The following is a 23026-nucleotide window of genomic DNA, read 5'->3' as shown; positions in this document are numbered from 1 at the left end:
TATCAACTTTTTCCGATTACGTTTATACACAGGGTATTCGGCCCTGTATATGTGCCCACTACCGGCCCTACCTGGGTTATGTATATTTTTTCAGGCGGGAACAGGGGAGCAAGGCGTTCCTTTAGTTTTAGGGCATCAGCGGTAGATGTGGCATAACCAATACCCACATACTCAAGAGTGCTGTGCTGGGCGGCAAAGTTGTAAAGCTGGTCCATGCCGGCTTGCAGTGAGCGTACTCTGGTTAAGGGAGTTACTATACCGTCACGTACCGTAAGCAGCGGCTTTACCGAAAGAAGTGAACCCAGCATGCTTTGGGCACGGCCTATTCTCCCGCCTTTTTGCAGGTAGGTCAGGGTATCAAAAAACATAACCGGCTGGGCATCAGGCAGGCTTTGGGTAATGGTCTCTTTTATCTCTGCAAGATTTTTCCCGCATTTTGCCAAATCATTTGCTTTTATAGCCAGCAGACCCAGTGCCAGACTGACTGTTTGAGAGTCTATTATTTCTATAGGGCAGCCGGGGTTTTCCAGCATACTTACTGCACTCAGGGCGGACTGGTAGGTGCCGGACAGCTTGGATGATATGGTAATAACCAGTATGCCTTCGGCCTGCGGCATAAGTTTTTCATAGTTTTCTTTAAAGACAAGCGGTGAGGGCTGGGTGGTATGGGGGTAAATGCCGCTTAAGGAAAGGCGGCGGTAAAATTCGTCAGGTTTCAAATTTACATTATCCAGGAAGTGTTCGCTGCCAAAAGAGACAGTCAGGGGGATTACCGTAATCCCCATATCGTTAGCCATTTCGGGCGGAATATCCGAAGTGCTGTCGGTTATTATTTTTACCGCCATATCCAGCTCCTTAAAATTATTTATCTTCCAGAACGGTAACGGCTACCGCATTCGCCCCGGTATAGGCGCCTACCACCGGTCCAATTTGCGACCGGTATATTTTCACTTTGGGCAGTATTTCTCCCAGTTTAGATACCAGTTCATCCGCATCTTCCGGGCTGGTGGCGTGTTCTACCGCCAGGTATTTTATCTTAGGGAAAGCGGTGATAAATTTATACAGGTAATCCATGCCGGCTCTGCGGGAACGCACTTTGGAAAGGGGGCAGATAATGCCGTCTTCCATTTTCAAAATGGGTTTTATAGAAAGCAGCGACCCCACCAGACTTTGAGCTTTACCCATTCGCCCTCCCTTGTGGAGGTAAGTCAGGGTGTCAAAGTACATGATGGGGTGGCAGTCTGCCATTTTTTGGCGGATAGTCTGGCTGAGTTCCTTAAGATTGAGACCGGTTTTGGCCAGTTCGGCGGCATAAATAGTCAGCAGCCCGGTTCCCATTATGACCTTTTCGGAATCTATTACTTCCACCTGGCAGCGGCCGTGTATCATCTCGGCGGCATTTTTAGCAGATGAATAAGTACCGGAAAGTTTTGAGGAAAGGGTGATAACCAGTATCTCGTCTGTTTCTTCGCACAGCTTTTCAAATGTTTCCAGAAATATTCCCGGTGAAGGCTGGGTGGTAGTGGGGAATATATTTTGAGAAGTAAGGCGGCTGAAAAACTGGTCAGGTGTTATGCTTAGGCCGTCTTTAAAGTGTTCATTGTCAAACGAAACTGTCAGCGGAACTACGGTTATGCCCAGTTCAGCGGCCAGCTTCTGGCTGATATCCGAAGTGCTGTCGGTTACTATTTTGACTGTCATATTTTCCTTCTATTCAATAGAAACGGTGTAGTTATAATGGGGCTGTCCCCCATTCACCATCTCAACCTGAAGCGATGGATACTTTTCTATAAGCTCAGTCTCCAGTATTTTGGCTTCGTCTTCGGTTGTGTCCGCTCCGTAATATACGGTGATAACCTCTGACTTGGAAAGGTCCAGTTTGGATATTATTTCATCAAGTACAGCCTTGGGTTCATCACCCACCGCACAAAGTTCGTCATCCAGCAGGCCGATAGCCTGTTTTTTCTTTATATTAAGGTCATTCAGCTTGGTAGAGCGGACTGCCCTGGTTATCTCAATGGTCTTAACGTTTTCTTTGGCTTCCTTCATCAGGTTGAAGTTTGTTTCAAAGTCTGCCTCATAGTCGAAAGCCAGCAGGGCGGCCACGCCCTGGGGTATGGTGATGCTGGGTATAACCTTTATTTTTTTCTTGGTCAGGTTTTCTACCTGAATAGCTGTCAGGATAATGTTTTTATTGTTCGGCAGTATTATTACCTTGTCAGAAGGGGCGGCTTCCACTGCCTGTAAAATATCTTTGGTAGACGGGTTCATGGTCTGTCCGCCGGAGATAATACTCTGGGCGCCCAGACTTTTAAAAACCTCTTTCAGCCCGTCACCGGCAACTACGGCCACAATAGCGGTATCCACTGCCGGCATGCGTTCCTTTTGCAGGGCTAAAAAGTCTTCGTGCTGTTCGTCCATATTGCGTACGCTGACCTTGTGCATAGTACCCAGGTCACACACGTAGTTCATAACACTGCCCGGCTTTAGGGTATGTATATGCACCCTTACGGTGGTGGGGTCACCAACTACTATAAGCGAAACGCCCTTTTTCTTCAGCCGCTCACGTATCTTGTCAATATCCATATTTTCGCCTTTGAGCAAAAACTCGGTACAGTAGCCAAAGGCTTCTTCGTCATCTACCACATATTGCCCGGACAAATTTCCGGTAGGTATATTTCCGGTAATAACCCGTGATTTGCGGAACTGCATGTCCTCAATTTCGCCCCGCAGGAAATGGAGAGCCCCCTCCAGTATGGTATAAAAACCCTGTCCGCCGGCATCTACCACTCCGGCTTCACGCAGGGCAGGCAGCAGGCTGGGGGTATTGGCTACAGATTCACCGGCCGCATTCATACCTTTTTCAACCAACTCACTTACACTGGTTATGCCTTTATCAACCTCTTGCTGGCTGGTGGTGGCAACATCTCTTAGTACAGTCAGGATAGTGCCTTCCACCGGGTTATTCAGCCCCTGGTAAGCGGTCTCCGAGGCCTGTTTCATGGCTGCCGCCCAGTCAGAGGCGCATATAGCTGCTTTATCCTTCAGGGCAATGGAAACACCCCGCCATATTTGGGAGAGGATAACACCGCTGTTGCCGCGGGCACCCATTAAAGAGCCCTTGGCTATGGCCAGGGCTACGGTTGAGACATTCGGGTCATTGTATTTATAAGTTTCTTCTACCGCTGAGCGCATGGTGAGTAACATATTTGTACCGGTATCCCCGTCAGGAACGGGGAACACGTTTAAAGCGTCTATATCCTGAGAGCTTTTCTCCAGCCAGTTTGTAGCAGCTGCCACCATATCTCTAAATTGGGCACCGCTGATGTTTCCGTTCTGTGTCATTTTTTCACCTTTGCTTATAGCAATTCTAAGTGGGCAAACTTGTAAAGGGCAAAGTGCTATGATATATTTACTTGTCGGATTTTATATGAATTTAGTGGTTCAGTCAAAGGAGTAAATCTTTCAAAATTATGAAATGTGAAATGTGTGGTAAGACCCCTACATTTGGGCATAATGTAAGCCATTCCAAGAGGCGCACTAACCGCGTCTGGATGCCGAATATCCATTCTGCCAAAGTTGCAGTCAACGGCACTGAGGTTCGCATGAAGCTCTGCACCCGTTGCATCCGTTCTCAGGCCAAGCTTGCTAAAACTGCTTAATACGGACATTTAGTTTTTAATTCCAGCTTCAGCCAGTATTTTCTTAGCCCGGGCAATTGCCTGGGCTATTTGTTTTGGGGCAGTTCCGCCGGTCAGGTTGCGGGCGTTTAAAGCAGACTTTATATCTACTGTATAAATATCGTTTCCAAACAGGTTTGAAAACTGGCGGTATTCTTCAAGGCTCAGCTCACCAAAGGTTTTATTTTGGGAGATGGCGTAGCTCACCAGACGGGCTACAATGCCGTGTGAATTACGGAAACTTTCACCTTTACCCACCAGATAATCAGCAATATCAGTTGCCAGCACATACCCTTTTTCCAAAGCACGGAGCATGCGTTCAGGTTTAAACGTGGCGGTTTTTATCATGCCTGCAAATACCTCAAGGCTGTTACCCAGGGTATCCACGCAGTCAAACAGAGGTTCTTTATCTTCCTGAAGGTCACGGTTGTATGACAGTGGCAGTCCCTTCATGACAGTCAGCATGGTATTTAGAGAGCCGTATACCCGCCCGGTCTTGCCGCGGCAAAGCTCAGCCACGTCAGGGTTTTTCTTCTGGGGCATAATGCTTGAGCCGGTGGTATAGGCATCATCAAGCTCTACAAAGGCATATTCCGCCGAAGACCATATCACCATTTCTTCACTCAGTCTGGAGAGGTGCATCTGGCAGATGGCGGCGTCTGAAAGGTATTCCAGTACAAAGTCCCGCTCTGAAACGGCATCCAGCGAGTTCTGGCTGATAGCGGTAAAACCCAGTTCTTTTGCTACCATCTCGCGGTCAAGCGGATAAGGTACGCCAGCCAAAGCCCCGCTGCCCAGAGGCATCACATCTGAGCGTTTTTTTGCGTCTGTAAAACGCCCGCAGTCACGCTCCAGCATTTCAAAATAAGCCAGCAGGTGGTGCGAAAGAAGCACCGGCTGGGCTACCTGCAAATGGGTATAACCGGGCAAAGCGGTTTGCTGGTGGGCTTCCGCCTGTTTCAGCAAAGCCCCCTGAAGAGTGCGTATTTTATTGATAGTACTGGTACAGGTGTTTTTTACAAACAGGTGTACATCGGTAGCTACCTGGTCATTCCGGCTGCGGGCGGTGTGCAATCTGCCGGTCGCCTCGCCGATAAGTTCAAAAAGCCGCCCCTCTATGGCCATATGGATATCTTCCATTTCGGGTTTAAACACAAAACTGCCGGTTTCAATCTCGGTGAGGATATCAGAAAGCCCGTTTATGATGGACTGGCTGTCCTCAGCGGAAATAATGCCCTGCTTACCCAGCATGCGGGCATGGGCGGTTGAGCATTTTATATCTTCCTGGTATAAACGCCAGTCAAACGGCAGTGAGGTGGTATATCTGACCACCAGTTCATCTGCCGGTTTTGAAAAGCGGCTGCGGATATGGCTCATCTAGGATTTATTCCCCTTTTCTTCTTCCAGAATAGGCTGGAGCTGGGCCTGCAGTTTGGCTTGAAGTCCCCACAGGGTTATGAAACCCACTGCCGAAGACGGGTCAAACTGGTCTCCCTTATCATAGGTGGCCATGCCCTTGTGGTACAGTGAATAGGGGGATTTGCGTCCCACTACCCGGAAGCTGCCCTTGGAAAGCTTTAAGCGGACTGTGCCGCTGACAAAGCGCTGGCTGGAGTCTATAAAGGCGTCCAAATCCTGCCGCAGGGCAGAGAACCACAGCCCGTTATAAATAATATCCGAATAGGTGGCTTCCACCATCTGCTTAAAGCGTAACTGGCTCTTGGAAAGGGTCATGGCTTCCAGAGCCTGGTGGGCGGCAATCAGCACCACCGCCGCAGGGGCTTCATAAATCTCGCGGGATTTAATGCCTACCAGACGGTTTTCCACGTGGTCAATACGGCCTACCCCATGCAGGCCGGCAATATCATGCACTTTCTGTATAAGGGCCATAGGAGACAGCTTTTCCCCGTTTACGGCTACCGGCACACCCTGTTCAAACTCTACTTCCAGGTATTCCGGTGAGTCAGGGGTTGCTTCTACAGGGCGGGTCCAGGCAAATACTTCGGGAATAGGCTCGTTCCAGGGGTCTTCCAGCAGACCGCACTCTATACTCCGCCCCCACAGATTTTCATCTATGGAGAAAGGGTTTTTGACTGAAATAGGTACGGGAATACCCCATTTCTGGGCGTATTCCATAGTCTGCTCACGGGTCATGCCCCACTGGCGGGCGGGGGCAATAATCTTCAAATGGGGGGCAAGGGTGTTTATGCCCACGTCAAAACGTACCTGGTCATTGCCTTTGCCGGTACAGCCATGGGCAATGGCGGTAGCCCCTTCCTCAAGGGCTATATCTACCATAACCTTGGCAATCAGGGGGCGGGCAAGAGCGGTTGCCAGAGGATAGACACCCTCGTACATGGAGTTGGCCTTGATAGCTTTCCAGATATAATCTTCGGCAAATTCTTTACGCACATCTCGTACGTAGGCCTTTTTAGCGCCTACTTTGAGGGCTTTTTCCTTTATCAGGGTGAAATCTTTTTCATTACCCACATCTATAGTAACGGCAATAACATCCATGCCGTATTTTTCCTGAAGCCATTTCACAGCGGCTGAGGTATCCAACCCGCCGGAGTATGCCAGAACAACTTTTTCAGACATAAGAACCTTCCTTAAATAATTGATTTATTATCTACTAACCTTTGGCTGAAGTCCAGTTATTTTTACGGTTTTAACTTATTTGTTAAAAAATTTGTTATCTGTTTCTTTACTTCTGCATGTTCCCACGAATATTCATGTCCGGGAGCACCTATATACAAAAGCACGTTGCCGGGGCTTTTAGGTGAGCGCCCGAAGAGTGCCATAAAATTGGCGGAGAGTATGGTTTTTATATCCCCGTAACTGAACGAATCCGGCACCAGCCCGTTGCTTCGCATCAGCAGATGTCTTTCATGGTCAAACCCTTTGTGCCAGACGGGCGGTCCGGTTTCAATACTGACTACTCTGGGGTTTTCCTTCAGGAACATCAGGGTATTATTAGCTGAAACACTGCCGTTGCTTTCACTGCCCAGCACTATTTTTAGGGCAGGCAGGTAATCTAGCAGGAAAGTCAGTTTGGATGAAAGCTCTTTAGCTTTGCTGATAGAATGACTGCTTGATGCCAGTACTTCGCTGAATTTTCCGGTCAGACTGTGGGCAGTACGCTGATAATCAAGCACCAGTGTATTTAGTCCCCAGCTTCGGGTGAGCTCTCTTATACCCACTGTTATGCTTTCCCAACCTTTGGAGGCGGATAGTTTGGCATAACCATAACCGCCGGGGTTAAAAAGAAGCAGCAAATCAGTATTTTTCAATGTCAAATAGGCAGCCAGCAAGTTCTTCCGGTATTCGGATTGTTTGGCAGGATTATCCGGGAAAAACTGGATTGCCAGTTTGGCCGCTTCTGCATCTATTTTATCAGGTACTGCGGACAGGTCATCTTCGCTTAGTTTTGCACCGGAGCTGCTGCGGAATATCCCCGGAACAGGCAGAGGGTCCGCAAGCAAAAGTATGCCAGCCCCTACTGCCAGAAGGACAACAATACCCAAAATAATCTTCAGTATACCCCAGTCCATCAGCTTTTAGACTCCGGAATTTTCATAGCGGGTGAGAACACGCTCCAGTTTAGATAGTGCCTCATCTATATCTGCTTGGGTAATATTCAGCGAAGGCATAAAACGCAGGGCATTGGGCTTAACCGCATTCAGCAGCAGCCCTTCTTCCATGCAACTTTCCTCTATTTCTTTAGCAATATCGGTATTGAAGCCCAGTGCCATCAGCAGACCACAACCGCGGTAACCCTGTATCAGGCGGTGCTTTGCTTTAAGTTTCTCAAACCCCTTGGCAAGGTAACTGCCCATAATACCGGCATGTTCGGAAATATGATTATCCAGAATAAATTTCATAGTGGCATATCCGGCGGCACAGGCCAGTGGGTTACCCCCGAAAGTAGAGCCATGCTCCCCTTTGGCAAAGACCGAGGCACTCTCCTTGGCCATAAACGCACCTATTGGTACCCCGGAAGCCAGCCCTTTGGCAAGGGTAATTATATCCGGCTCAATACCGGAATGCTCATAAGCAAATAGTTTGCCGGTACGGCCGATACCGGTCTGGATTTCATCCAGTATTAAAAGTATGCCGGTTTCGTCACATATCTGACGGACAGCCTTCAGATAACCGGAATCCGGCACGTTTACCCCGCTTTCACCTTGTATGGGTTCAAGCATGACGGCACAGGTTTTGTCTGTGATAGCCGCTTTTATAGCATGAGGGTTATTGTACTCTACGTTTATAAAACCGGTTGGCAAAGGAGTATAAGGCTCCTGGTACTTGCTCTGGCCGGAGGCCGAAACCATGGCCAGTGTCCGCCCGTGAAAAGAACCGGTGGCGGTAATTACTTCGTAAGCCCCTTTGAGTTTGATCTTGCCGTAGCGGCGGGCAAGTTTGACTGCACCTTCGGTAGCTTCGGTGCCGCTGTTGCAAAAGAAAATACGGTCCAGCACACTGTTATCAACCAGCAGTTGGGCCAGTTTAAGCTGGGGAATAGTATAGAAATTGTTGGAAGTCTGGATGAGGATGCCAGCCTGCTCTGAGACAGCTTTGACTACTGCCGGGTGGCAGTGCCCCAGGCTGTTTACCGCCCAACCGGCTACAAAATCCAGATATTCCTTGCCTGCATCATCCCAGACCTTAACCCCTTGGCCTTTCACAATAGTGATGGGTGCGCGGTAAAAAGTCTGCATGTAATATTTATGTTCAAGCTCTTGCCAGTTATCCATTTTAACCTCTTTTATTAATAGTATTATCACCTCTGTTCGGGAGGTAATCTGCTGGGTTAACAGGTTACTATGTCTAACTGCGCCTGAGATGCTGACCGATCACGGTAGTACCGCAATTGCCCTCGGTGAATTCCCGCACCAGCATATGGGGTTTTCTGCCGTCTATTATACAGGCAGAACAACCTGCCAGAGTAGCCTTAAGGCAGGAACGGAGTTTAGGTATCATACCGCCTGAGGCTGTACCCGAAGAGAGCAGTTCTGCGGCGTGGTCTGCACTTATTTCGCCTAGGGCTTCGCCGTTCTTGCCCTTTACAGCCGGGACATCTGTCATAAACACAAGCCGTTCAGCCTGAAGTGCGGCTGCAATTTCTCCGGCTACCGGGTCACCGTTTATATTCAGTATACGGCGGCTGCCGGATGGGCGGTTTGTCTGGTGAAAACTGACCGGCGATATTACCGGAGTAATATTTGCATCTAATAGGGTGGTGATAAGTTCGGTATTTATCTTTATCACATCCCCCAGATAACCGGTTTCGGTTGCCCGCATTTGACCGGTTACGGTAGCGGCGTCTACCCCTGATATGCCGGCGGCTTGTATACCCATATCAAGCAGGGCGGCTACAATTTCCTTGTTTACTAGTCCTGCCAGAATGGCGGCAACTACATCCAGAGTAGTCTCATCTGTCACTCGTTCGCCGTTTACAAGGCGTGTTTCCAGTCCCAGCTTGGCAGACCAGGCACTGACCGTGCTGGCACCACCGTGGATAAGCACCGGCTTCAGTCCCAACTGTTTCAGGGTGGCAATATCTTTTAGGGAGGTATCCTTTGAGTCCAGGACTGAACCCCCCAGCTTTATTACTGCTATTTGGTTACTTGGTTGGGGCATTTTCATCTCGGTTTAAGTAGTATAATCCGCATTTATTTTTACATATTCGGCTGAAAGGTCACAGCCCCAGGCTGTAGCCTTGCCTTCGCCCAGGTTCAGGTTTAACTTTATGATAACCTCTACCTGCTTCAGCCACGAAGAGAGTTCTTTTTCGTCTACACCTGTCCGCTGGCCTTTTTGGAGTACAGGGCTTTCTCCAAGAGAAAGGTCTACCCGGTCTATATCAAAATCAGCCCCGGCCCGTCCGGCAGCTGCCAGTATTCGCCCCCAGTTAGGGTCCGCACCATGAACGGCAGTTTTCACCAGTGGTGAGCCGGCCACCGTGCGGGCAATCAGTTTGGCATCTTCCAGGCTGGCTGCGCCCTCCACCTGTATTTCAATCAATCGTTTGGCACCTTCACCGTCTCTGGCAATGCTTTTGGCCAGAGATTGGCAGACAATTCTAAGCGCTTGCTGGAATACCAGTGAATACTCGGTATCTCCGGCAAAAGTGGGGTTTTCGGCCTGCCCGTTTGCCAGCATAAAAAGGCTGTCATTGGTAGAGGTATCCCCGTCAACAGTTATCATATTGAAGCTGACATCAGCCGCTTCCTTAAGGGCAAACTGTAAAAAATCTTTGCTTACGGCGGCATCTGTAGTTATAAAACCCAGCATGGTAGCCATATCGGGGTGAATCATGCCTGCTCCCTTGGCAGCCCCGGCTATATAAAACTGGAAACCCTCTATATTTACCCGTACCGCAATCTCTTTGGTATGGGTGTCAGTGGTCATAATAGCCCGTGCAAAATCATGCCCGTTGCGCTGGGAAAGGCCTATCAGGCGGACATTTTCCTTTATTTTATCTATAGGCAGGCGGTGTCCAATAACTCCGGTGGAAGCTATAAGCACATCTTTGGGCTGCATATTCAAGGTGTCAGCTGTGGTCTTTACCATTTCAACAGCATCCGCCATACCGGCATCGCCTGTGCCTGCATTTGCACAGCCGCTGTTGACTACAATAGCCCGGTTATCGGAAAAGCTCAGATTGTGTTCTGAAATATACACCGGGGCAGCTCGGAATTTGTTGGTGGTAAATATGCCTGCGGCTGTGCAGGGTGTGTCTGAATACAAAATGGCCAGATCCAAGTTGTTCTTGGATTTTTTCTTGATTCCGGCATAAATAGTACCGGCTTTAAAACCTTTGGGTGTGGTAATGCTGCCGTCAGGCAAAATATCTATACTACTTTTCATAGCATTAGAATATACCACTTCCCAACTCAGAGGGCAATTTGAATAAGCGGTTATTCAAGGTAAATTTGTATCATGGGCAAAGCTTTATTTTCAGGAACCGTGAGATATATTGGATAAGGCTTTGCGCAGTCTTTCAGGATTGCTGCTTTTCAAAATAGCGTTTTCCACGCTTATTATGCCTTCTTTTGCCAGACGGGTTAGTTCATTATCCAACGTCTGCATGCCGTCATTTTTACCCAGTTGCATCACAGTCAGCAGTTCAAATGTTTTACCTTCGCGGATAAGGTTGCGGGCGGCATTGTTGGCCACCAGTATTTCAAAAGCGGCCACACGGCCTTTGTTATCAATACGGGGGATAAGTGTCTGGGAAACAATGGCTTCAATTACCTGGGAAAGCTGAAGACGTATTTGCTGCTGCTGGGAAGGCGGGAACATATCTATCAGACGGTCTACTGTCTGCGGGGCGTCTGTAGTGTGGAGCGTGCCTATTACCAGATGGCCTGTTTCGGCGGCGGCAATAGCAGTGGATATGGTTTCCAGGTCTCTCATTTCGCCAATCACTATTACATTCGGGTCATGGCGGAGGGCGTGTTTTAATGCTATTGCAAAAGAGCGGGTGTCTCCCCCAAGCTCACGCTGGGATATAATGCATTCATTATCGTGAAAAAGATATTCTATGGGGTCTTCGATAGTGATTACATTGCATCTGCGGCAATGGTTCAGATGTTCTATCATGGCGGCTTGGGTAGTAGATTTGCCGCTGCCGGTAGGGCCGGTAACCAGCAGCAGCCCGCGCGGGCGGATAATCAGGCTTTTAAGAATAACAGGCAGATTAAGCTCGTCTATATTACGGATAACAAAGGGGACTACCCTGAATGCCAGACTCAGGCTGCCCCTCTGGCGGAGTACATTTACCCTAAAGCGGGCCAGATTGGTGACGGAATAAACAAAATCTAGTTCATTTTCAGCGGCAAACGTTTCCTGTTGGTGAGGGTTGGTAATGGACAGAAAAATGTGTTCGGCATCTTCCGGCGTAATCGGCGGATACTGCGTTTGGCGTATCAGGTCTCCGTTTATCCGCAGGACAGGTGAAGTGGGTGCTTTGATATGTAAATCTGAAGCATCTTTGTCCACTACCAGTTTCAGAAGCTCATATACCTCTATCAAGGCCGCACCTCTCTAAAATGCAGATAAGCATAATGTGTGATATATAACAGATGAATAACTTATTATATGTATAATAGCTTATAATGTACATATGTCAATAGAAGTTGCATTAAAGCAGGTTCTAAAGGCAGGCGCAGGGCTGAAACAAGATGTGTATTGTCCCAACAGACAGTTACAGCCGCACTTTTATTGTTTACTCAGTGCAGGTATGGTTTTGATAGCCTGTTAAATATGATTGCGTGTTTGGACAGCTTTGCGGATGTTCAAAAATTCCTCCCGGACGGGTGAATCCAGCCAAATCTGGGAAAGGCTGCTGCGTTGCCCGGTTAGCCATAGGTACAGGTCATCTCTGGTCATGGTTCGGCTGCACCAGAGGCATTTATAAACCCCGCTCTCCTGTTTTACCCATTCATGGGTATGTCCCATAAACGTCTCCTTTTAAGACAGGGCTGTATAAATGTATTTTATTTTATATTCAGCGGGATTGCTATTAGTGCTAATACGTAATTTGCCCAAGACACAAGGGGAAAATGGTACTGTCCTGTCAGGCAATCTGTATCCGGTCAGGTCGGCTATCCGTTTTAGTCCTGCTTAAAACAACTGTGGCAATAAATGCGGATATTTTCAGCAGTATCAGCTGCGGCTCCGGTCAGGTAAATCACCTTCCAGCCGTCAATGCGGGGTTTATCTTTGTTTTCGTAGACAAGTTTGCGGCTACAGCGTATATAAGTATGGGCATGAGACTGGTCTTTGCATTCGCATTTGCCGCCGCATCTTTGCCATGCTTGTTCAACTACGCTGCTATACATATTCACCTCATAAAATACCGGACATATAATAATCAGCCGAAGCAAAATATTTGTCAAGATGTATAGTCGGTTTAGGCAGTATAGGGTATTATGATATATATCGTTTATAAAAGGGGTTTGTTATGAAAGTTCTGGCCGTAATGGGCAGCCCGCGTTCTCAGGGAAACACAGCGTTTTTGCTTGATGAAGTTCTTTCTGAGCTAGAAAAAGAGGGCATTGAGACCCGAAAAATAGATATCAGCCAGGCAAATATCAAACCCTGTCTGGGACATGACAATTGTGCCGGATATAAAAGATGCCCCCAAAATGATGATATGGATGCCATTTTTAATGAGATGCGCGAAGCAGACGGCTTTATTGTGGCTACTCCAGTTTATTATTACAACGTGACGGCTCAGCTCAAAGCCTTCATAGACCGCCATTATTTTCTGTACAAGCATGATATATCATTGGAATTTAAAGCTGTGGGGGTGGTGATACTGGCCGAAGAACAGGGGTTGGATGATACCCTGAACACTCTGGTGCAGTATCTGGACAGCAGCTTTAAAGTAAAAGCCCATGAACTGGTAGTCTTGACCGGTTATGCTGCCCGTGAGGGAGATGCAAAAACCAACACCGAATTAATCAGCCTTGCCCGGGATATGGGGCAGACGCTGGCAGCTTCCCTAAAGGGTGTATCCTGACAAATTTACCGGTTATTTGTTGGTGTTTATCTTAAAGGGTATGTAAAGCAGGCAGGTGCCCACCAGCGAAGTTACAATAAATATTGCCGCTACTATATAAAGTAATACCGACCAGCCGCCTGTGGTTACGAAAACGGCAAGTGCCAGAGCGATGATGCCAAGAATAATGCGTATAGTGCGGTCAGCTTTGCTCATGTTCTTCGGCATGTTTGTACTCCTTGACGATATTTGTTACCTATTTTACTCTTCGTACGATTAAGGGCAATACGTATATATACGTAATAAATTCATTCCGGAGTGCCGGCGGTTTTTCACCTCAGCAACAAATGGCCGAAACTATATTTGTAAACCTAAAATCTGGAAGTTCTGGCGGCAGGGTCTTTCTTCCATATCAGGTAGGAGTAAATAAATAAACCTATCACACCCAAAAGCAGGCCGGCTATGCTGGCAATCATCAGCCATGTAAAGCTGGTAATGCCTGCCAGTATCATGAGCAAACCCGCACCTACAAATATTTTGCCGCCCAGACGGTGGGTTTTATCCCACGACAGGTCACTGGTAAGAGTCCAGGCAGTGCGTATGCCTACAAACCATGTGGGACGCAGTTTGCCGAACATATTCCCCAGCAGTGCCAGCAGCAGTCCCACCATTACCAGTATAAAGGTGCTGGTATTGGCAACAATTCCGTAAGCATAAAGTATAGTTATGCCGTAAATACCCCCGAAGAAGACTGTTATTAGGCGGATAAACATGCTGTACACTTTTTCAAACTTCAGGTAGTTGGCCTTGCGGGGGTCAAGATATGGCAGATATATCAAAAGCAGGAATATGCCGAGGCTTATTAAGGGCATAAGAAGCAACCCTTCAAACTTGCCGCCGTAGCGGTCAACAGTACCGTCAATTCCCCAGTGGACCGGCAGCAAATCAGGGGAGTTTGGCCAGGTAATCAGCCCTGTTATAAACATTGCCAGTATAATCAGTAAACTCAGGCGGTGCTCTTTCCAGTTTATGTGCATTATGACCCTTCCTGCTTTATATTACGGAGGTTTGGTTTATCTTTTTTAAATATTTCCATCATTAGGTTCAGCGTTTCTTCCAGTACCGAGGTATTCAGGCTGTAGAATATATGGTTGCCTTTTTTCTCTTCCCGTATCAGTCCGGCTTCTTTGAGTAATTTAAAATGCCCCGAGAGGGTGGATAGTGCCAGATCAAATTCGCGGCTTATTTCGCCGGCACTTAAAGGGGCATCACCGAGGAGTTTAAGTATCTGTCTCCGGTTCGGGTCTGATAAGGCTTTGAATACTAGATTGTCCACCTGCCGCACTCCCCAAAAAGTATTTCGGCATATGCCGAAATAGTATATAGGCGATAGCAGTTATTTGTCAAAGAAGGCCAGATTAAAAGTCGTTAGTTCTGTTTCCAATTACAAAAAATGTAACCTGAGCGGGAGGGTAAAATGAGGGTTGCAAGCGGTTCTAAACCTATTGGTAAAAGGGGTTCAGTAAGTGTAAGTTTTTTAAATTAGAGCTATAATTAATCACTTGGCAAAGGCTTAAAAAGGGTGTTCAAGGAGGGGAGTTTATATGTTTTCCAAAGAGTGGTTTATTTACGTAATCGGCCGCTGGTTGCTGCTTTCCGGTATTGCCGGTGCCCTTATCCAGTTTGTTTTTGCGGATAAATTGGGCATAGCCACTATTCCCGCCTTCCTTTTAAACCAGTTTGTATTGGCCTGCGTTTTCTGGTACGTGGACAAGTATATATTCCAGAGGCATTTTAACAGGGTTAAAGAGGTTTTTAAGTTTCCCCGGGTTAAGGGTAATTTTACTCTTGACCACCAGTATAAAAAGATATCTGAAGAATATACCGAATTTGCACAGGCATATTCCCAAAATCCCGAAGACCATCAAAAATGGCTGCACCAGTTTTTAGATTTGAATCATGCTGTTGAAATGACTGAGCGGGTTCTGCGGGAAAAAGGGGTCAGTGTAGATCAGGAATACTACAATATTGTCCAGCAGAACAAGGCTCGCGGCCTGTATGAAAAAGTCTGATTGTCAGGAAAGGACAAGATGATGAGAGCCACAAAGGAATTTTTGCAGTCAGTTATGGATAAACTTTCCTCCTTACCCGCACTTGACAGCCGGGCCATGTTCGGCGGTTACGGCATATATTCCGGAGGGTTTATGTTCGGACTGCTGGCAGATGAAAACAGTTTATATTTCAAGGCCGGTGAGACCAATCTGGCTGATTACCAGTTATATGCTAGTCACCAGTTTAAGCCTATGCCGTATTGGGAGGTACCTGCAGATGTATTTGAAGATGATGCTTTGTTTTTAAAATGGGCGGAGCGTTCGGTTACACAAGCCAGGCTGATGGCTTCCAAAAAGGCTTCCAAAAAGTAATATCCTTTATAGTGCGGAAAAACGGATAGTAAAAGGGGTTTGAGTAAATTCAACCCCCTTAAGATTTTGGTACATAGTATATCTGGAATTGGCCTTCCCCTTTATAAGAAAAGTGTAAGTTATTGGCTGAAAATATCTTGGGGATACAGATAAAGTGAGCTTTACAGGTTTTGACAACTATCTCAATTCAAATGGTATATTAGAGAAACGGGTATCAAACGGCAAAATTACAGGTTGTTTCTTATATATATGCGTTGAAAAATAACCAGTAATTAGGGAGATTTATAGCATGAAAGTAGTGGCCTTTAATGGCAGTCCGCGTGAGCAGGGCAATACCCGACGTGGTTTGGAAATAGTGCTGGCGGAACTGGAGAAAGAGGGTATCCAGACTGAACTTATCCAGCTGGGCGGCAAGAGAGTATTCGGCTGTCTGGCATGCAACCAGTGCAAAGTAAACAAAAATCTGCGTTGTGCTCGCAGTGATGATGAAATGAATACTTTTATCGCTAAAATGTTTGAGGCAGACGGCATTATAATAGGTTCACCTACATATTTCAGTAATGTCAGCACGGAGGTTAAGGCCCTTATTGACCGGGCAGGGGTGGTAGCCAGAGCCAATAACCATGTGCTGAAGGGGAAAGTAGGTGTGCCGCTGGTTGCTGCCAGACGGGCGGGCGCTACCTTTGTTTATTCGGCTATTAATTTCTTTTTTGGTATCAACCAGATGGTAATCCCGGGTTCCAGCTATTGGAATCTGACCCTTGGTGGGGCGCCGGGTGATATTGAAAAAGATGAAGAAGGTAAAAACACCTTTATCTTGCTGGGTAAAAATATGGCTGGGTTACTTAAAAAACTGAATTAAGGTTTATAAACACTATCTTCCGATAGGGCTGTTCTTTAAAAGACAGCCCTGTTGTTTTTCAAAAAATGTATTGTGTTTTGCCCTTTTGCTTATTATGCTAAAAGTATAAAGGCATAAAAGGAATAAAACATATGGAATATAATAAACTGAGTCCCGAAGAAGAAGCAGTTATAGTCCGTAAGGGAACCGAACCAGCCTTTAGCGGTGAGTATGAAAATCTGTTTAAAGATGGTAAATACGTCTGCCGGCGGTGTAACGCGCCTCTTTATTCCTCCAAGGATAAGTTTCATTCAGGCTGCGGCTGGCCCAGCTTTGATGATGAATTGCCGGGTGCGGTTAAGCGCCAGCCAGACCCTGACGGGCGGCGTACTGAAATACTGTGTGCTGCCTGCGGCGGGCATTTGGGGCATGTATTTAAAGGGGAGAGTTTTACCCCCAAAAATACCCGTCATTGTGTAAATTCACTTTCAATCAAGTTTGTGCCCGAGACCGGCGGCGGCAAGTGACTGAAACAGCCATATTCGGTGGGGGGTGCTTCTGGTGCATGGAGGCGGTATTTAGCAGCCTTCCGGGTGTGACGAAAGTTGAGCCCGGCTATGCAGGCGGCCATTTGCCGAATCCTACTTACCGTCAGGTCTGCAGCGGAGACACCGGACATGCCGAGGTTATCCGATTAAAATTTAACTCCGCCGTGGTATCATATGCGGCTTTGCTGGATATCTTTTTCCAAATGCATGACCCTACAACCCCAAACAGGCAGGGTGACGATATAGGTACACAGTACCGTTCTGTTATTTTTTATACTACGCCTGCCCAGAAGACACAGGCGGAAGCAGCAATAGCAACTCTTGATGAAAGTGCCGTCTTTCCCAAGCGGATAGTGACCGAGGTATTGCCCCTCTCAAATTTTTATGTGGCTGAAGACTATCACCGAAATTATTACGCCTCAAATTCCAACCAGCCTTACTGCCGCTTTGTTATCCAGCCGAAACTTGCCAAGCTGAAAGAATATTTACCTAAACTGCGGAAGATAACATAATTTAAAATAGCCGGACTTTTCAGGCAGAAGGTGCTTCGGGAAAGAACTTCCTTTTCAGCCGCAAGGAAGCGTTTACGAGTAAAATCAGGGCTGGTACCTCTATAAGCGGACCGATAACAGATGCAAAGGCTTCACCGGAATTTAAACCGAACAAGGCAATAGCTACTGCAATGGCCAGTTCAAAATCATTGGAACTGGCGGTGAATGCTACTGCGGCTGTTTTAGGGTAACCGGCATTAAGTTTTTTACTGATAAAGAATGCCCCGAACCACATTATGCCGAAATATAAAACCAGCGGGATAGCTATCCGGAGTACATGCAGAGGCAGTTCAACAATGTATTCTCCCTTCAGAGAAAACATGATTACAATAGTGAATAAGAGGGCAACAGGAGTAATCAGACTGAATTTGGGGATGAAACGATTTTCAAACCAGTCTTTACCTTTAAGTGCCAGCAGGCTGTAACGGGTAATAACTCCCAGCAAAAATGGTATCCCCAGATAAATGAAAACAGTTTTAGCCGCCTGAGCTATAGAGAGTTCAATATCCAGCCCGTCTGCCAGCCCCATTTTACCTAACAGGAAGGTAATAAAGAAATATATATAAACCGAGTAAAATAGTACCTGGAAAACAGCATTTATCCCTACCAGACCCACTGCATACTCACGGTCACCTTTTGCAAGCTCATTCCAGACAATTACCATGGCGATGCATCTGGCTAGACCCACCATAATAATGCCAATCATGTATTCGGGATAATCACGCAGAAATAGGAGTGCCAGCTCGAACATAAGCAAAGGTCCGATTACCCAGTTTAAAAGCAAAGAAAAGCTGAGGAATTTCAAGTCTTTGAAAACCAGAGGGATTTTTTCATATCTGACTCTGGTCAGAGGTGGGTACATCATAAGGATCAGGCCTATAGCAATAGGTATGGAGGTAGTGCCTATTTGAAAGGAAGTGATAATATCTGAAGTCTGTGGGGTAAAATACCCCAGCCCGATGCCGGCAAGCATAGCCAGAAATATCCAGAGTGTCAAAAACCGGTCAATCAAGGGCAGTTTATTTGTTATTCCGTTTGATGGCAAAAGCTTGTCACCTTGTTTAGAATATTGGCTTAAATATAATGAACAATTAGATATTAGTCAACTATCTTTGGAAAAGACTAGCTGCCTTCCCTGTTGCAGGATTAAACCTGATATATTAATTGTGTTTTTCGGTTTGTATCAGGCGTTGTGTTTGGTGCAGAAAATTCTGCTCATAAAAAGGGCGGCTCTTTATAAGCCGCCCTTCGGTTTTAATTTTTACCTATGTAAAGGCCGTTTTAGCCTTCGGTTATGGTTATCTTTATAATTTTAGGGGGATTGGATGGAGTGCTGACCTCACCATAGCTGTTACCTATCACCGGCACGGATGCCAGCTTGGTAATCACATCCATTCCTTCAATTACCCTGCCAAACTGGGTGTAGTTGGGCTGGTAGTTCAGGTTTTTTGCCTGTGCGCCGGTGCAAATAAAGAACTGGCTGCCGTTGGTATTGGGGCCTGCGTTTGCCATGGCAACTATGCCGGGATCATACGAGTGTTTCACCGGCAGTTCGTCAGCAAAGCGGTAACCCGGGCCTCCTCTGCCGGTACCTGTCTGGTCACCTGTCTGAATCATAAATTCTTTTATTATGCGGTGGAAAATTACCCCGTTGTAGTAGTTTTCCTTGGCTAGAAATACAAAATTATTTACGGTTTTGGGAGATTCAGAGGCAAATAGCTCAATTTTAAAAGTCCCTAGTGTAGTTTCAACAGTTGCATAATACTGCTTGGCAGGGTCTATTTGCATGGCGGGGGCGGTAGTCCATGACATGGGTGTCACTTCGGGTACGGCATCTCCGCCGTTGCAACTGCCGGCAAACAGGGTTACGGGGAACAGTGTAGCCAGAATAAGGGCTTTAGTGGATTTCATTAGTTTACCTTTCTGATATGAATTATAGTGCAGGCTGTTTTAAAAAAATGGTACTTGTCCATGGTATCAGAAAAATCCGTGTTTTTCCAACTGCTGTTTTGTATTTTATATTTGAAAACAGGTTGGCTGCATAGAAAAGGGCGGCATCACAGCCGCCCCTTTTAGTTTTAGGCTTGAGTATTAGTCAAACGGTTTTTCCAGGAAAATTGCAATGTTGTCATTGTAAATCAATACCTGAAAGTCAAAGCCGCGTACTACACCGGAAAGAGTGGTGCAGGTACTATCCGAATTTATAGTTTCGGCATATTCAGCCATATTCTGCAGCCGGGCGCGGTAGTATTCCACTGCGGCTTGTCTGCCGCCGCTGAAATTATAGTGATTGGTGTACTGAAGTTCACCGTCTCCGTTGCTCCGGCAGGCTACGTCATGGTATCGCTGCTGGGTAAGGTTAAAAACGGGGAATACATCTGACGGGAAATCCCCCCAAAGGGGATGTTTGGTATAAAAATTATCAGGCATATCAGCTGCCAGGTAAATCAGATTACGGCTGCCTTCTTCTACAACTCTGGCGGTAAAGTGATAATCATTTATATCAGTGTCCACGTCATAAAAGCTGGAGGGGTTCAGGCTTCCGGCAAGCCCGGCATAATAAGCTACAATCTCAGCTTTGGGTTTTTCGCTGTAGTAAACAACGTTGTAAGTACATACATATCCCGGGTTCATATTAAAGTCGGGGAAAAACACATCTAAATTGCAGGAGCTTATGGCCTTGCTCTCATAAAGCGGCCACATCTGCTCAGGGTATCCTTGCAGCAGGTACCCCTCATACTGGGAATAGGGGTCATATACAGGCGGCGGATTGGAAGAATTATTGGATTTGTCATCTGGGGGGGGATTAGATGGGTTGCTGTCAGGGTCATTTCCTCCGCCACAGGCGGAAAGTACCAAAAGCAGGGAAACAAGGCTCATAAAGGCAATACGTCTGAGGCATTTTTTCACAAACTAGCCCTCTTAAAAAATATTGGCAGTTTGGAATGTATGCGGGAGAGCACCTTTAAGGCACTTTGGATCAATTGGCCAAACCAACCTAAGTAAGTATAACAAAACCTTACCAGAAATATAAAGCATCAGGCGGCATTTTGGGGTACGCCTTAAGCCGGTTTTAGATTTTCTCCGGTTGGCAATCCCTAGAGAATGATAGTACGGTTATTATGTACGAAGATACGGTGGTCTAAAAATACCTTCATTGCCTGTGAAAGCACCAGTTTTTCAATATCTCTGCCCTTTACCATCAGGTCTTCTACGCTATCCTCATGGCTTATGGGCATGGTGGACTGGCAGATTATAGGGCCTTTGTCCAGATTGTTATTTACAAAATGAGCGGTAGCACCCACCAGTTTTACCCCGCGTTCGATAGCCTGATGGTAAGGACGTGCCCCCTCAAAGGCCGGCAAAAAAGAGTGGTGAATATTTATTATCCTGTTTTCAAAACGGGCTACAAATTCAGGTGAAAGTACCTGCATATATCTGGCCAGTATCATGAAATCTATATTGTATTCGGAAATCAGCTGTGTCTGCTCATTTTCCGCCTCAAGTTTATTATCGGGAGTAACCTTTACTACTTTATAATCAATGCCGAATAAGTCGGCTATTTGCTTTAAGTCTGGATGGTTACTGATAATCAGAGGGATGTCACACTTCAGTTCCCCGGCTTTGTATCTAAGCATTATATCCCACAGACAATGGTCATATTTAGATACGAATATAGCTAGGCGGGGCTTCCTGTCGGAGTAGAATATCTGCCAGTTGTCTGCATAATTGTATTCCAGTCCCATAGCCGCAATCTCGGCTTCCATCTGTTCACGGCTTAGTGAAAAGGCAAAGATATCCCATTCCAAACGCATAAAAAAGGTGTTTGACGGGTGGTCTACAAACTCGTCCAAAGTGATGATATTGCCGTTATTACGGCAAATAAAGCTTGAAATGCTGGAAATGATGCCTTTTTTATCTGTGCAATGAATCTTCAGTATAGCGCTGGGCATATTTTTTCTCTTTTTAAAAAGTTATTACATACTCTACCAGTTATTTAGTGTCAAAACAATCAGTTTAGCTATGATTTTTGGGGCAAATTCTGTAACGTTTATAAAAAATTATTCGCTTTAAAAATAATTGTTTGAGTTCTTTGGAAAAATGTATGTAATAAAAATCATCGCGGGGTTGTAAAAAAACAGAAAAATTATCCGGTTTTTATCTGCCATTATTGGAATCGGCATTTCTTGCGGTAGCTGTATACCGTTTAGCTTTGTTAAATTTCCGATTGATCTGATATTAGCCTTGACTGGGGAAAATACGGATAAGCCATATACGCTGGAGATATAAGTTTTATATGTAGTGAACTAAAAATTAAATAGATAGGGAGAATTAAGAACAAAACAATACAAGATTTAAAAGCTGTCTTGCCCCCAGACTTTATTGTTCAGTCTGATAGGGCTGTTTATGAGGCTAATGGTGTCTTCCCTGCAGGGGTTATTGCTGGCATAACCAAGATGCTGAAAAAGTATAATAACAAAGACTTGAGCCAGCGTTTTTTTAATAAAAATGACGAGATTAAGAAGTTGGTTGACGGATTTTTCAACTTTGCTTAGGGTTTAAGTATGTTTTTCAAATTATGAAATACAAAAGGAGGGCATTTGCCCTCCTTGCCATAACAAAACTTTTCGGATAGGTATGTGAGAAAAGAGATAAGCGTTATTTTTAGCTAAAACTTGAAGTGGACAAAGACCCGCCCGAAATTTTTATCGTCTTTTTCCAGCCTGTGATAGAGTTTTTTAATATCCGGCTGAGCTAAGAATCTGAGGACGTGCTTTTTAAGCTGGCCGGAACCCTTGCCGGGAATAATTTCCACCGGGCTGATTTTCTTTTCAACCGCTTGGTTCATTACCCTGTGCAGTTCGGCTTCTATCTGGCCGCCTTTGTTGTATATATCATGCAAATCTAAAACCAGTTTGGCCATTTCTTCTTACCGTTCATATATTTGGTGGGCAGAGTGTATGCCGGATATGTGAATCATAAACTAAATGTCACCATTTGCCAAATACTAGGGGTTTTGGCGCACAAAAGATGGAGGATGGGGGATACTTCGGGTTTATATATGACAGGGGCAAAGCATTTAGAAGTAACATGGTTAAATTCTTTTTGCGGACACCTCGTTTACTCGGAAGGTCACTATCTTTTTTATCAGAGAAAAAGGTATAGGCTCGTTAAGTGGGAATCTGACAGTGCCTTTAGATATTTCGTAGGGTGCCAGTTCCTTTTCAAAAGCCTGTATGCCTGAGGAAGTAGGGAAAAAGCTGATATGGTTTTTGAAAGCTCCGAAATGCACCAGGTTGCCATTTAGTTTAAAAGTGGGTATGCCGTAGCTGATAGTTTCAGTGGCTTGGGGGGCCTGTTCGCGGATAACTTGCCTTAACTCCTTAAGAATAGCCTGTACATTTTCCGGAAACCCCTGAATATAGTTGTCTATGCTTTTAGCTGGTGTATTTCGCATTTATTAATCCTGTTTTA

At 46.0% G+C, this 23026-nt stretch carries 28 protein-coding genes; 7 read left to right on the top strand and 21 right to left on the bottom strand.

From position 1 onward, the window contains the following. Nucleotides 1-2: 2 nt before the first annotated feature. Genes UCH007_RS05300 through UCH007_RS05290 form a run of 3 tightly spaced genes read right to left on the bottom strand, consistent with a single transcriptional unit; the run spans nt 3 to nt 3345 of the window. Nucleotides 3-845: a DegV family protein gene (locus UCH007_RS05300; RefSeq protein WP_046961257.1), complete on the bottom strand. Its 843-nt coding sequence runs from the start codon at nt 843-845 to the stop codon at nt 3-5. Nucleotides 846-861: 16 nt separating this feature from the next. Continuing rightward, the gene (locus tag UCH007_RS05295) at nt 862-1701 is read right to left on the bottom strand and encodes a DegV family protein (RefSeq protein ID WP_046961256.1); all 840 of its coding nucleotides are present in this window, start codon (nt 1699-1701) and stop codon (nt 862-864) included. 9 nt (nt 1702-1710) lie between these two features. Further along, nucleotides 1711-3345 (bottom strand): DAK2 domain-containing protein, encoded by a 1635-nt coding sequence (locus tag UCH007_RS05290; protein WP_046961255.1) that lies wholly within the window; start codon nt 3343-3345, stop codon nt 1711-1713. Nucleotides 3346-3473: 128 nt separating this feature from the next. Between UCH007_RS05290 and rpmB the strand changes: the two genes are divergently transcribed. Continuing rightward, nucleotides 3474-3662 carry a 50S ribosomal protein L28 gene (gene rpmB / locus UCH007_RS05285; protein ID WP_012882311.1) on the top strand — a complete coding sequence of 63 codons (189 nt, stop codon included), beginning with the start codon at nt 3474-3476 and terminating at the stop codon, nt 3660-3662. A gap of 9 nt (nt 3663-3671) precedes the next feature. Here the strand turns inward: rpmB and argH are convergent, their stop codons facing one another. The 9 genes from argH to UCH007_RS05240 all read right to left on the bottom strand — a co-directional run bounded on the left by argH (nt 3672) and on the right by UCH007_RS05240 (nt 12526). Continuing rightward, complete coding sequence (gene argH, locus UCH007_RS05280) at nt 3672-5057, bottom strand: argininosuccinate lyase (protein ID WP_046961254.1); 1386 nt, start codon at nt 5055-5057, stop codon at nt 3672-3674. Continuing rightward, nucleotides 5058-6278: an argininosuccinate synthase gene (locus UCH007_RS05275; protein WP_046961253.1), complete on the bottom strand. Its 1221-nt coding sequence runs from the start codon at nt 6276-6278 to the stop codon at nt 5058-5060. It abuts the gene before it with no gap. 62 nt (nt 6279-6340) lie between these two features. Next, nucleotides 6341-7231: a hypothetical protein gene (locus UCH007_RS05270; RefSeq protein WP_046961252.1), complete on the bottom strand. Its 891-nt coding sequence runs from the start codon at nt 7229-7231 to the stop codon at nt 6341-6343. Between the two features lie 6 nt (nt 7232-7237). Next, entirely contained in the window at nt 7238-8434 is a 1197-nt protein-coding gene (locus UCH007_RS05265) for an acetylornithine transaminase (protein ID WP_046961251.1), read from the bottom strand. A 73-nt stretch (nt 8435-8507) separates the two neighbouring features. Next, complete coding sequence (gene argB, locus UCH007_RS05260) at nt 8508-9326, bottom strand: acetylglutamate kinase (RefSeq protein WP_041331201.1); 819 nt, start codon at nt 9324-9326, stop codon at nt 8508-8510. A gap of 6 nt (nt 9327-9332) precedes the next feature. Next, nucleotides 9333-10550 carry a bifunctional glutamate N-acetyltransferase/amino-acid acetyltransferase ArgJ gene (argJ, locus tag UCH007_RS05255; protein WP_046961250.1) on the bottom strand — a complete coding sequence of 406 codons (1218 nt, stop codon included), beginning with the start codon at nt 10548-10550 and terminating at the stop codon, nt 9333-9335. Nucleotides 10551-10640: 90 nt separating this feature from the next. Continuing rightward, a complete protein-coding gene (locus tag UCH007_RS05250) occupies nt 10641-11717 on the bottom strand; it encodes a type IV pilus twitching motility protein PilT (RefSeq protein ID WP_046961249.1) in 1077 nt (358 codons plus the stop codon). Between the two features lie 225 nt (nt 11718-11942). Then, nucleotides 11943-12143, bottom strand: coding sequence for a hypothetical protein (locus UCH007_RS05245; protein WP_012882303.1), 201 nt, complete (start codon nt 12141-12143; stop codon nt 11943-11945). Between the two features lie 155 nt (nt 12144-12298). Continuing rightward, nucleotides 12299-12526 carry a hypothetical protein gene (locus tag UCH007_RS05240; RefSeq protein ID WP_023652576.1) on the bottom strand — a complete coding sequence of 76 codons (228 nt, stop codon included), beginning with the start codon at nt 12524-12526 and terminating at the stop codon, nt 12299-12301. A 122-nt stretch (nt 12527-12648) separates the two neighbouring features. On the opposite strand from UCH007_RS05240, the gene UCH007_RS05235 reads away from it, so the two are divergent. Further along, complete coding sequence (locus UCH007_RS05235) at nt 12649-13209, top strand: flavodoxin family protein (RefSeq protein WP_023652575.1); 561 nt, start codon at nt 12649-12651, stop codon at nt 13207-13209. A gap of 12 nt (nt 13210-13221) precedes the next feature. Here UCH007_RS05235 and UCH007_RS05230 read toward each other — a convergent pair whose 3' ends face one another. The 3 genes from UCH007_RS05230 to UCH007_RS05220 all read right to left on the bottom strand — a co-directional run bounded on the left by UCH007_RS05230 (nt 13222) and on the right by UCH007_RS05220 (nt 14524). Next, the gene (locus UCH007_RS05230) at nt 13222-13416 is read right to left on the bottom strand and encodes a YgaP family membrane protein (RefSeq protein ID WP_041331198.1); all 195 of its coding nucleotides are present in this window, start codon (nt 13414-13416) and stop codon (nt 13222-13224) included. A gap of 143 nt (nt 13417-13559) precedes the next feature. Next, nucleotides 13560-14225, bottom strand: a complete 666-nt coding sequence (locus tag UCH007_RS05225; RefSeq protein WP_046961248.1) for an SdpI family protein — start codon at nt 14223-14225, stop codon at nt 13560-13562. Continuing rightward, on the bottom strand, nt 14225-14524 hold the full coding sequence (locus UCH007_RS05220) for an autorepressor SdpR family transcription factor (protein WP_023652572.1): 300 nt from the start codon (nt 14522-14524) through the stop codon (nt 14225-14227). The genes UCH007_RS05225 and UCH007_RS05220 overlap by 1 nt, the downstream gene beginning before the upstream one ends. 268 nt (nt 14525-14792) lie before the next feature. On the opposite strand from UCH007_RS05220, the gene UCH007_RS05215 reads away from it, so the two are divergent. The 5 genes from UCH007_RS05215 to msrA all read left to right on the top strand — a co-directional run bounded on the left by UCH007_RS05215 (nt 14793) and on the right by msrA (nt 17512). After that, complete coding sequence (locus tag UCH007_RS05215; RefSeq protein ID WP_023652571.1) at nt 14793-15260, top strand: hypothetical protein; 468 nt, start codon at nt 14793-14795, stop codon at nt 15258-15260. 18 nt (nt 15261-15278) lie between these two features. Next, a complete protein-coding gene (locus tag UCH007_RS05210; protein ID WP_023652570.1) occupies nt 15279-15611 on the top strand; it encodes a TfoX/Sxy family protein in 333 nt (110 codons plus the stop codon). Nucleotides 15612-15900: 289 nt separating this feature from the next. Continuing rightward, nucleotides 15901-16473: a flavodoxin family protein gene (locus tag UCH007_RS05205; RefSeq protein ID WP_023652569.1), complete on the top strand. Its 573-nt coding sequence runs from the start codon at nt 15901-15903 to the stop codon at nt 16471-16473. A gap of 131 nt (nt 16474-16604) precedes the next feature. Beyond that, nucleotides 16605-16979, top strand: a complete 375-nt coding sequence (locus UCH007_RS05200; protein ID WP_041331193.1) for a methionine-R-sulfoxide reductase — start codon at nt 16605-16607, stop codon at nt 16977-16979. Beyond that, the gene (gene msrA, locus UCH007_RS05195) at nt 16976-17512 is read left to right on the top strand and encodes a peptide-methionine (S)-S-oxide reductase MsrA (protein ID WP_046961247.1); all 537 of its coding nucleotides are present in this window, start codon (nt 16976-16978) and stop codon (nt 17510-17512) included. Before UCH007_RS05200 ends, msrA begins: the two co-directional genes overlap by 4 nt. Before the next feature lie 19 nt (nt 17513-17531). On the opposite strand, the gene arsB is transcribed toward msrA, so the two are convergent. From arsB to UCH007_RS05165, 6 genes are all read right to left on the bottom strand, one after another. Beyond that, the gene (arsB, locus tag UCH007_RS05190; RefSeq protein WP_046961246.1) at nt 17532-18596 is read right to left on the bottom strand and encodes an ACR3 family arsenite efflux transporter; all 1065 of its coding nucleotides are present in this window, start codon (nt 18594-18596) and stop codon (nt 17532-17534) included. Between the two features lie 236 nt (nt 18597-18832). Continuing rightward, nucleotides 18833-19462: a peptidylprolyl isomerase gene (locus UCH007_RS05185; RefSeq protein WP_041331188.1), complete on the bottom strand. Its 630-nt coding sequence runs from the start codon at nt 19460-19462 to the stop codon at nt 18833-18835. Nucleotides 19463-19642: 180 nt separating this feature from the next. Next, complete coding sequence (locus tag UCH007_RS05180; protein ID WP_046961245.1) at nt 19643-20461, bottom strand: hypothetical protein; 819 nt, start codon at nt 20459-20461, stop codon at nt 19643-19645. 188 nt (nt 20462-20649) lie between these two features. After that, nucleotides 20650-21504: a formyltetrahydrofolate deformylase gene (gene purU / locus UCH007_RS05175; protein ID WP_046961244.1), complete on the bottom strand. Its 855-nt coding sequence runs from the start codon at nt 21502-21504 to the stop codon at nt 20650-20652. Nucleotides 21505-22220: 716 nt separating this feature from the next. Beyond that, nucleotides 22221-22475 carry a Smr/MutS family protein gene (locus UCH007_RS05170; RefSeq protein WP_012882287.1) on the bottom strand — a complete coding sequence of 85 codons (255 nt, stop codon included), beginning with the start codon at nt 22473-22475 and terminating at the stop codon, nt 22221-22223. Nucleotides 22476-22646: 171 nt separating this feature from the next. Continuing rightward, nucleotides 22647-23009 (bottom strand): iron chaperone, encoded by a 363-nt coding sequence (locus tag UCH007_RS05165; RefSeq protein WP_023652562.1) that lies wholly within the window; start codon nt 23007-23009, stop codon nt 22647-22649. Between the last annotated feature and the right edge of the window lie 17 nt (nt 23010-23026).

Origin of the sequence: Dehalococcoides sp. UCH007 (assembly GCF_001010485.1) — a bacterium.
In the GTDB taxonomy this organism is placed as follows: Bacteria; Chloroflexota; Dehalococcoidia; order Dehalococcoidales; family Dehalococcoidaceae; genus Dehalococcoides; species Dehalococcoides mccartyi_A.
Note: the sequence above shows the minus strand (reverse complement) of the source record. Positions and strands in the feature narration are given on the sequence as shown.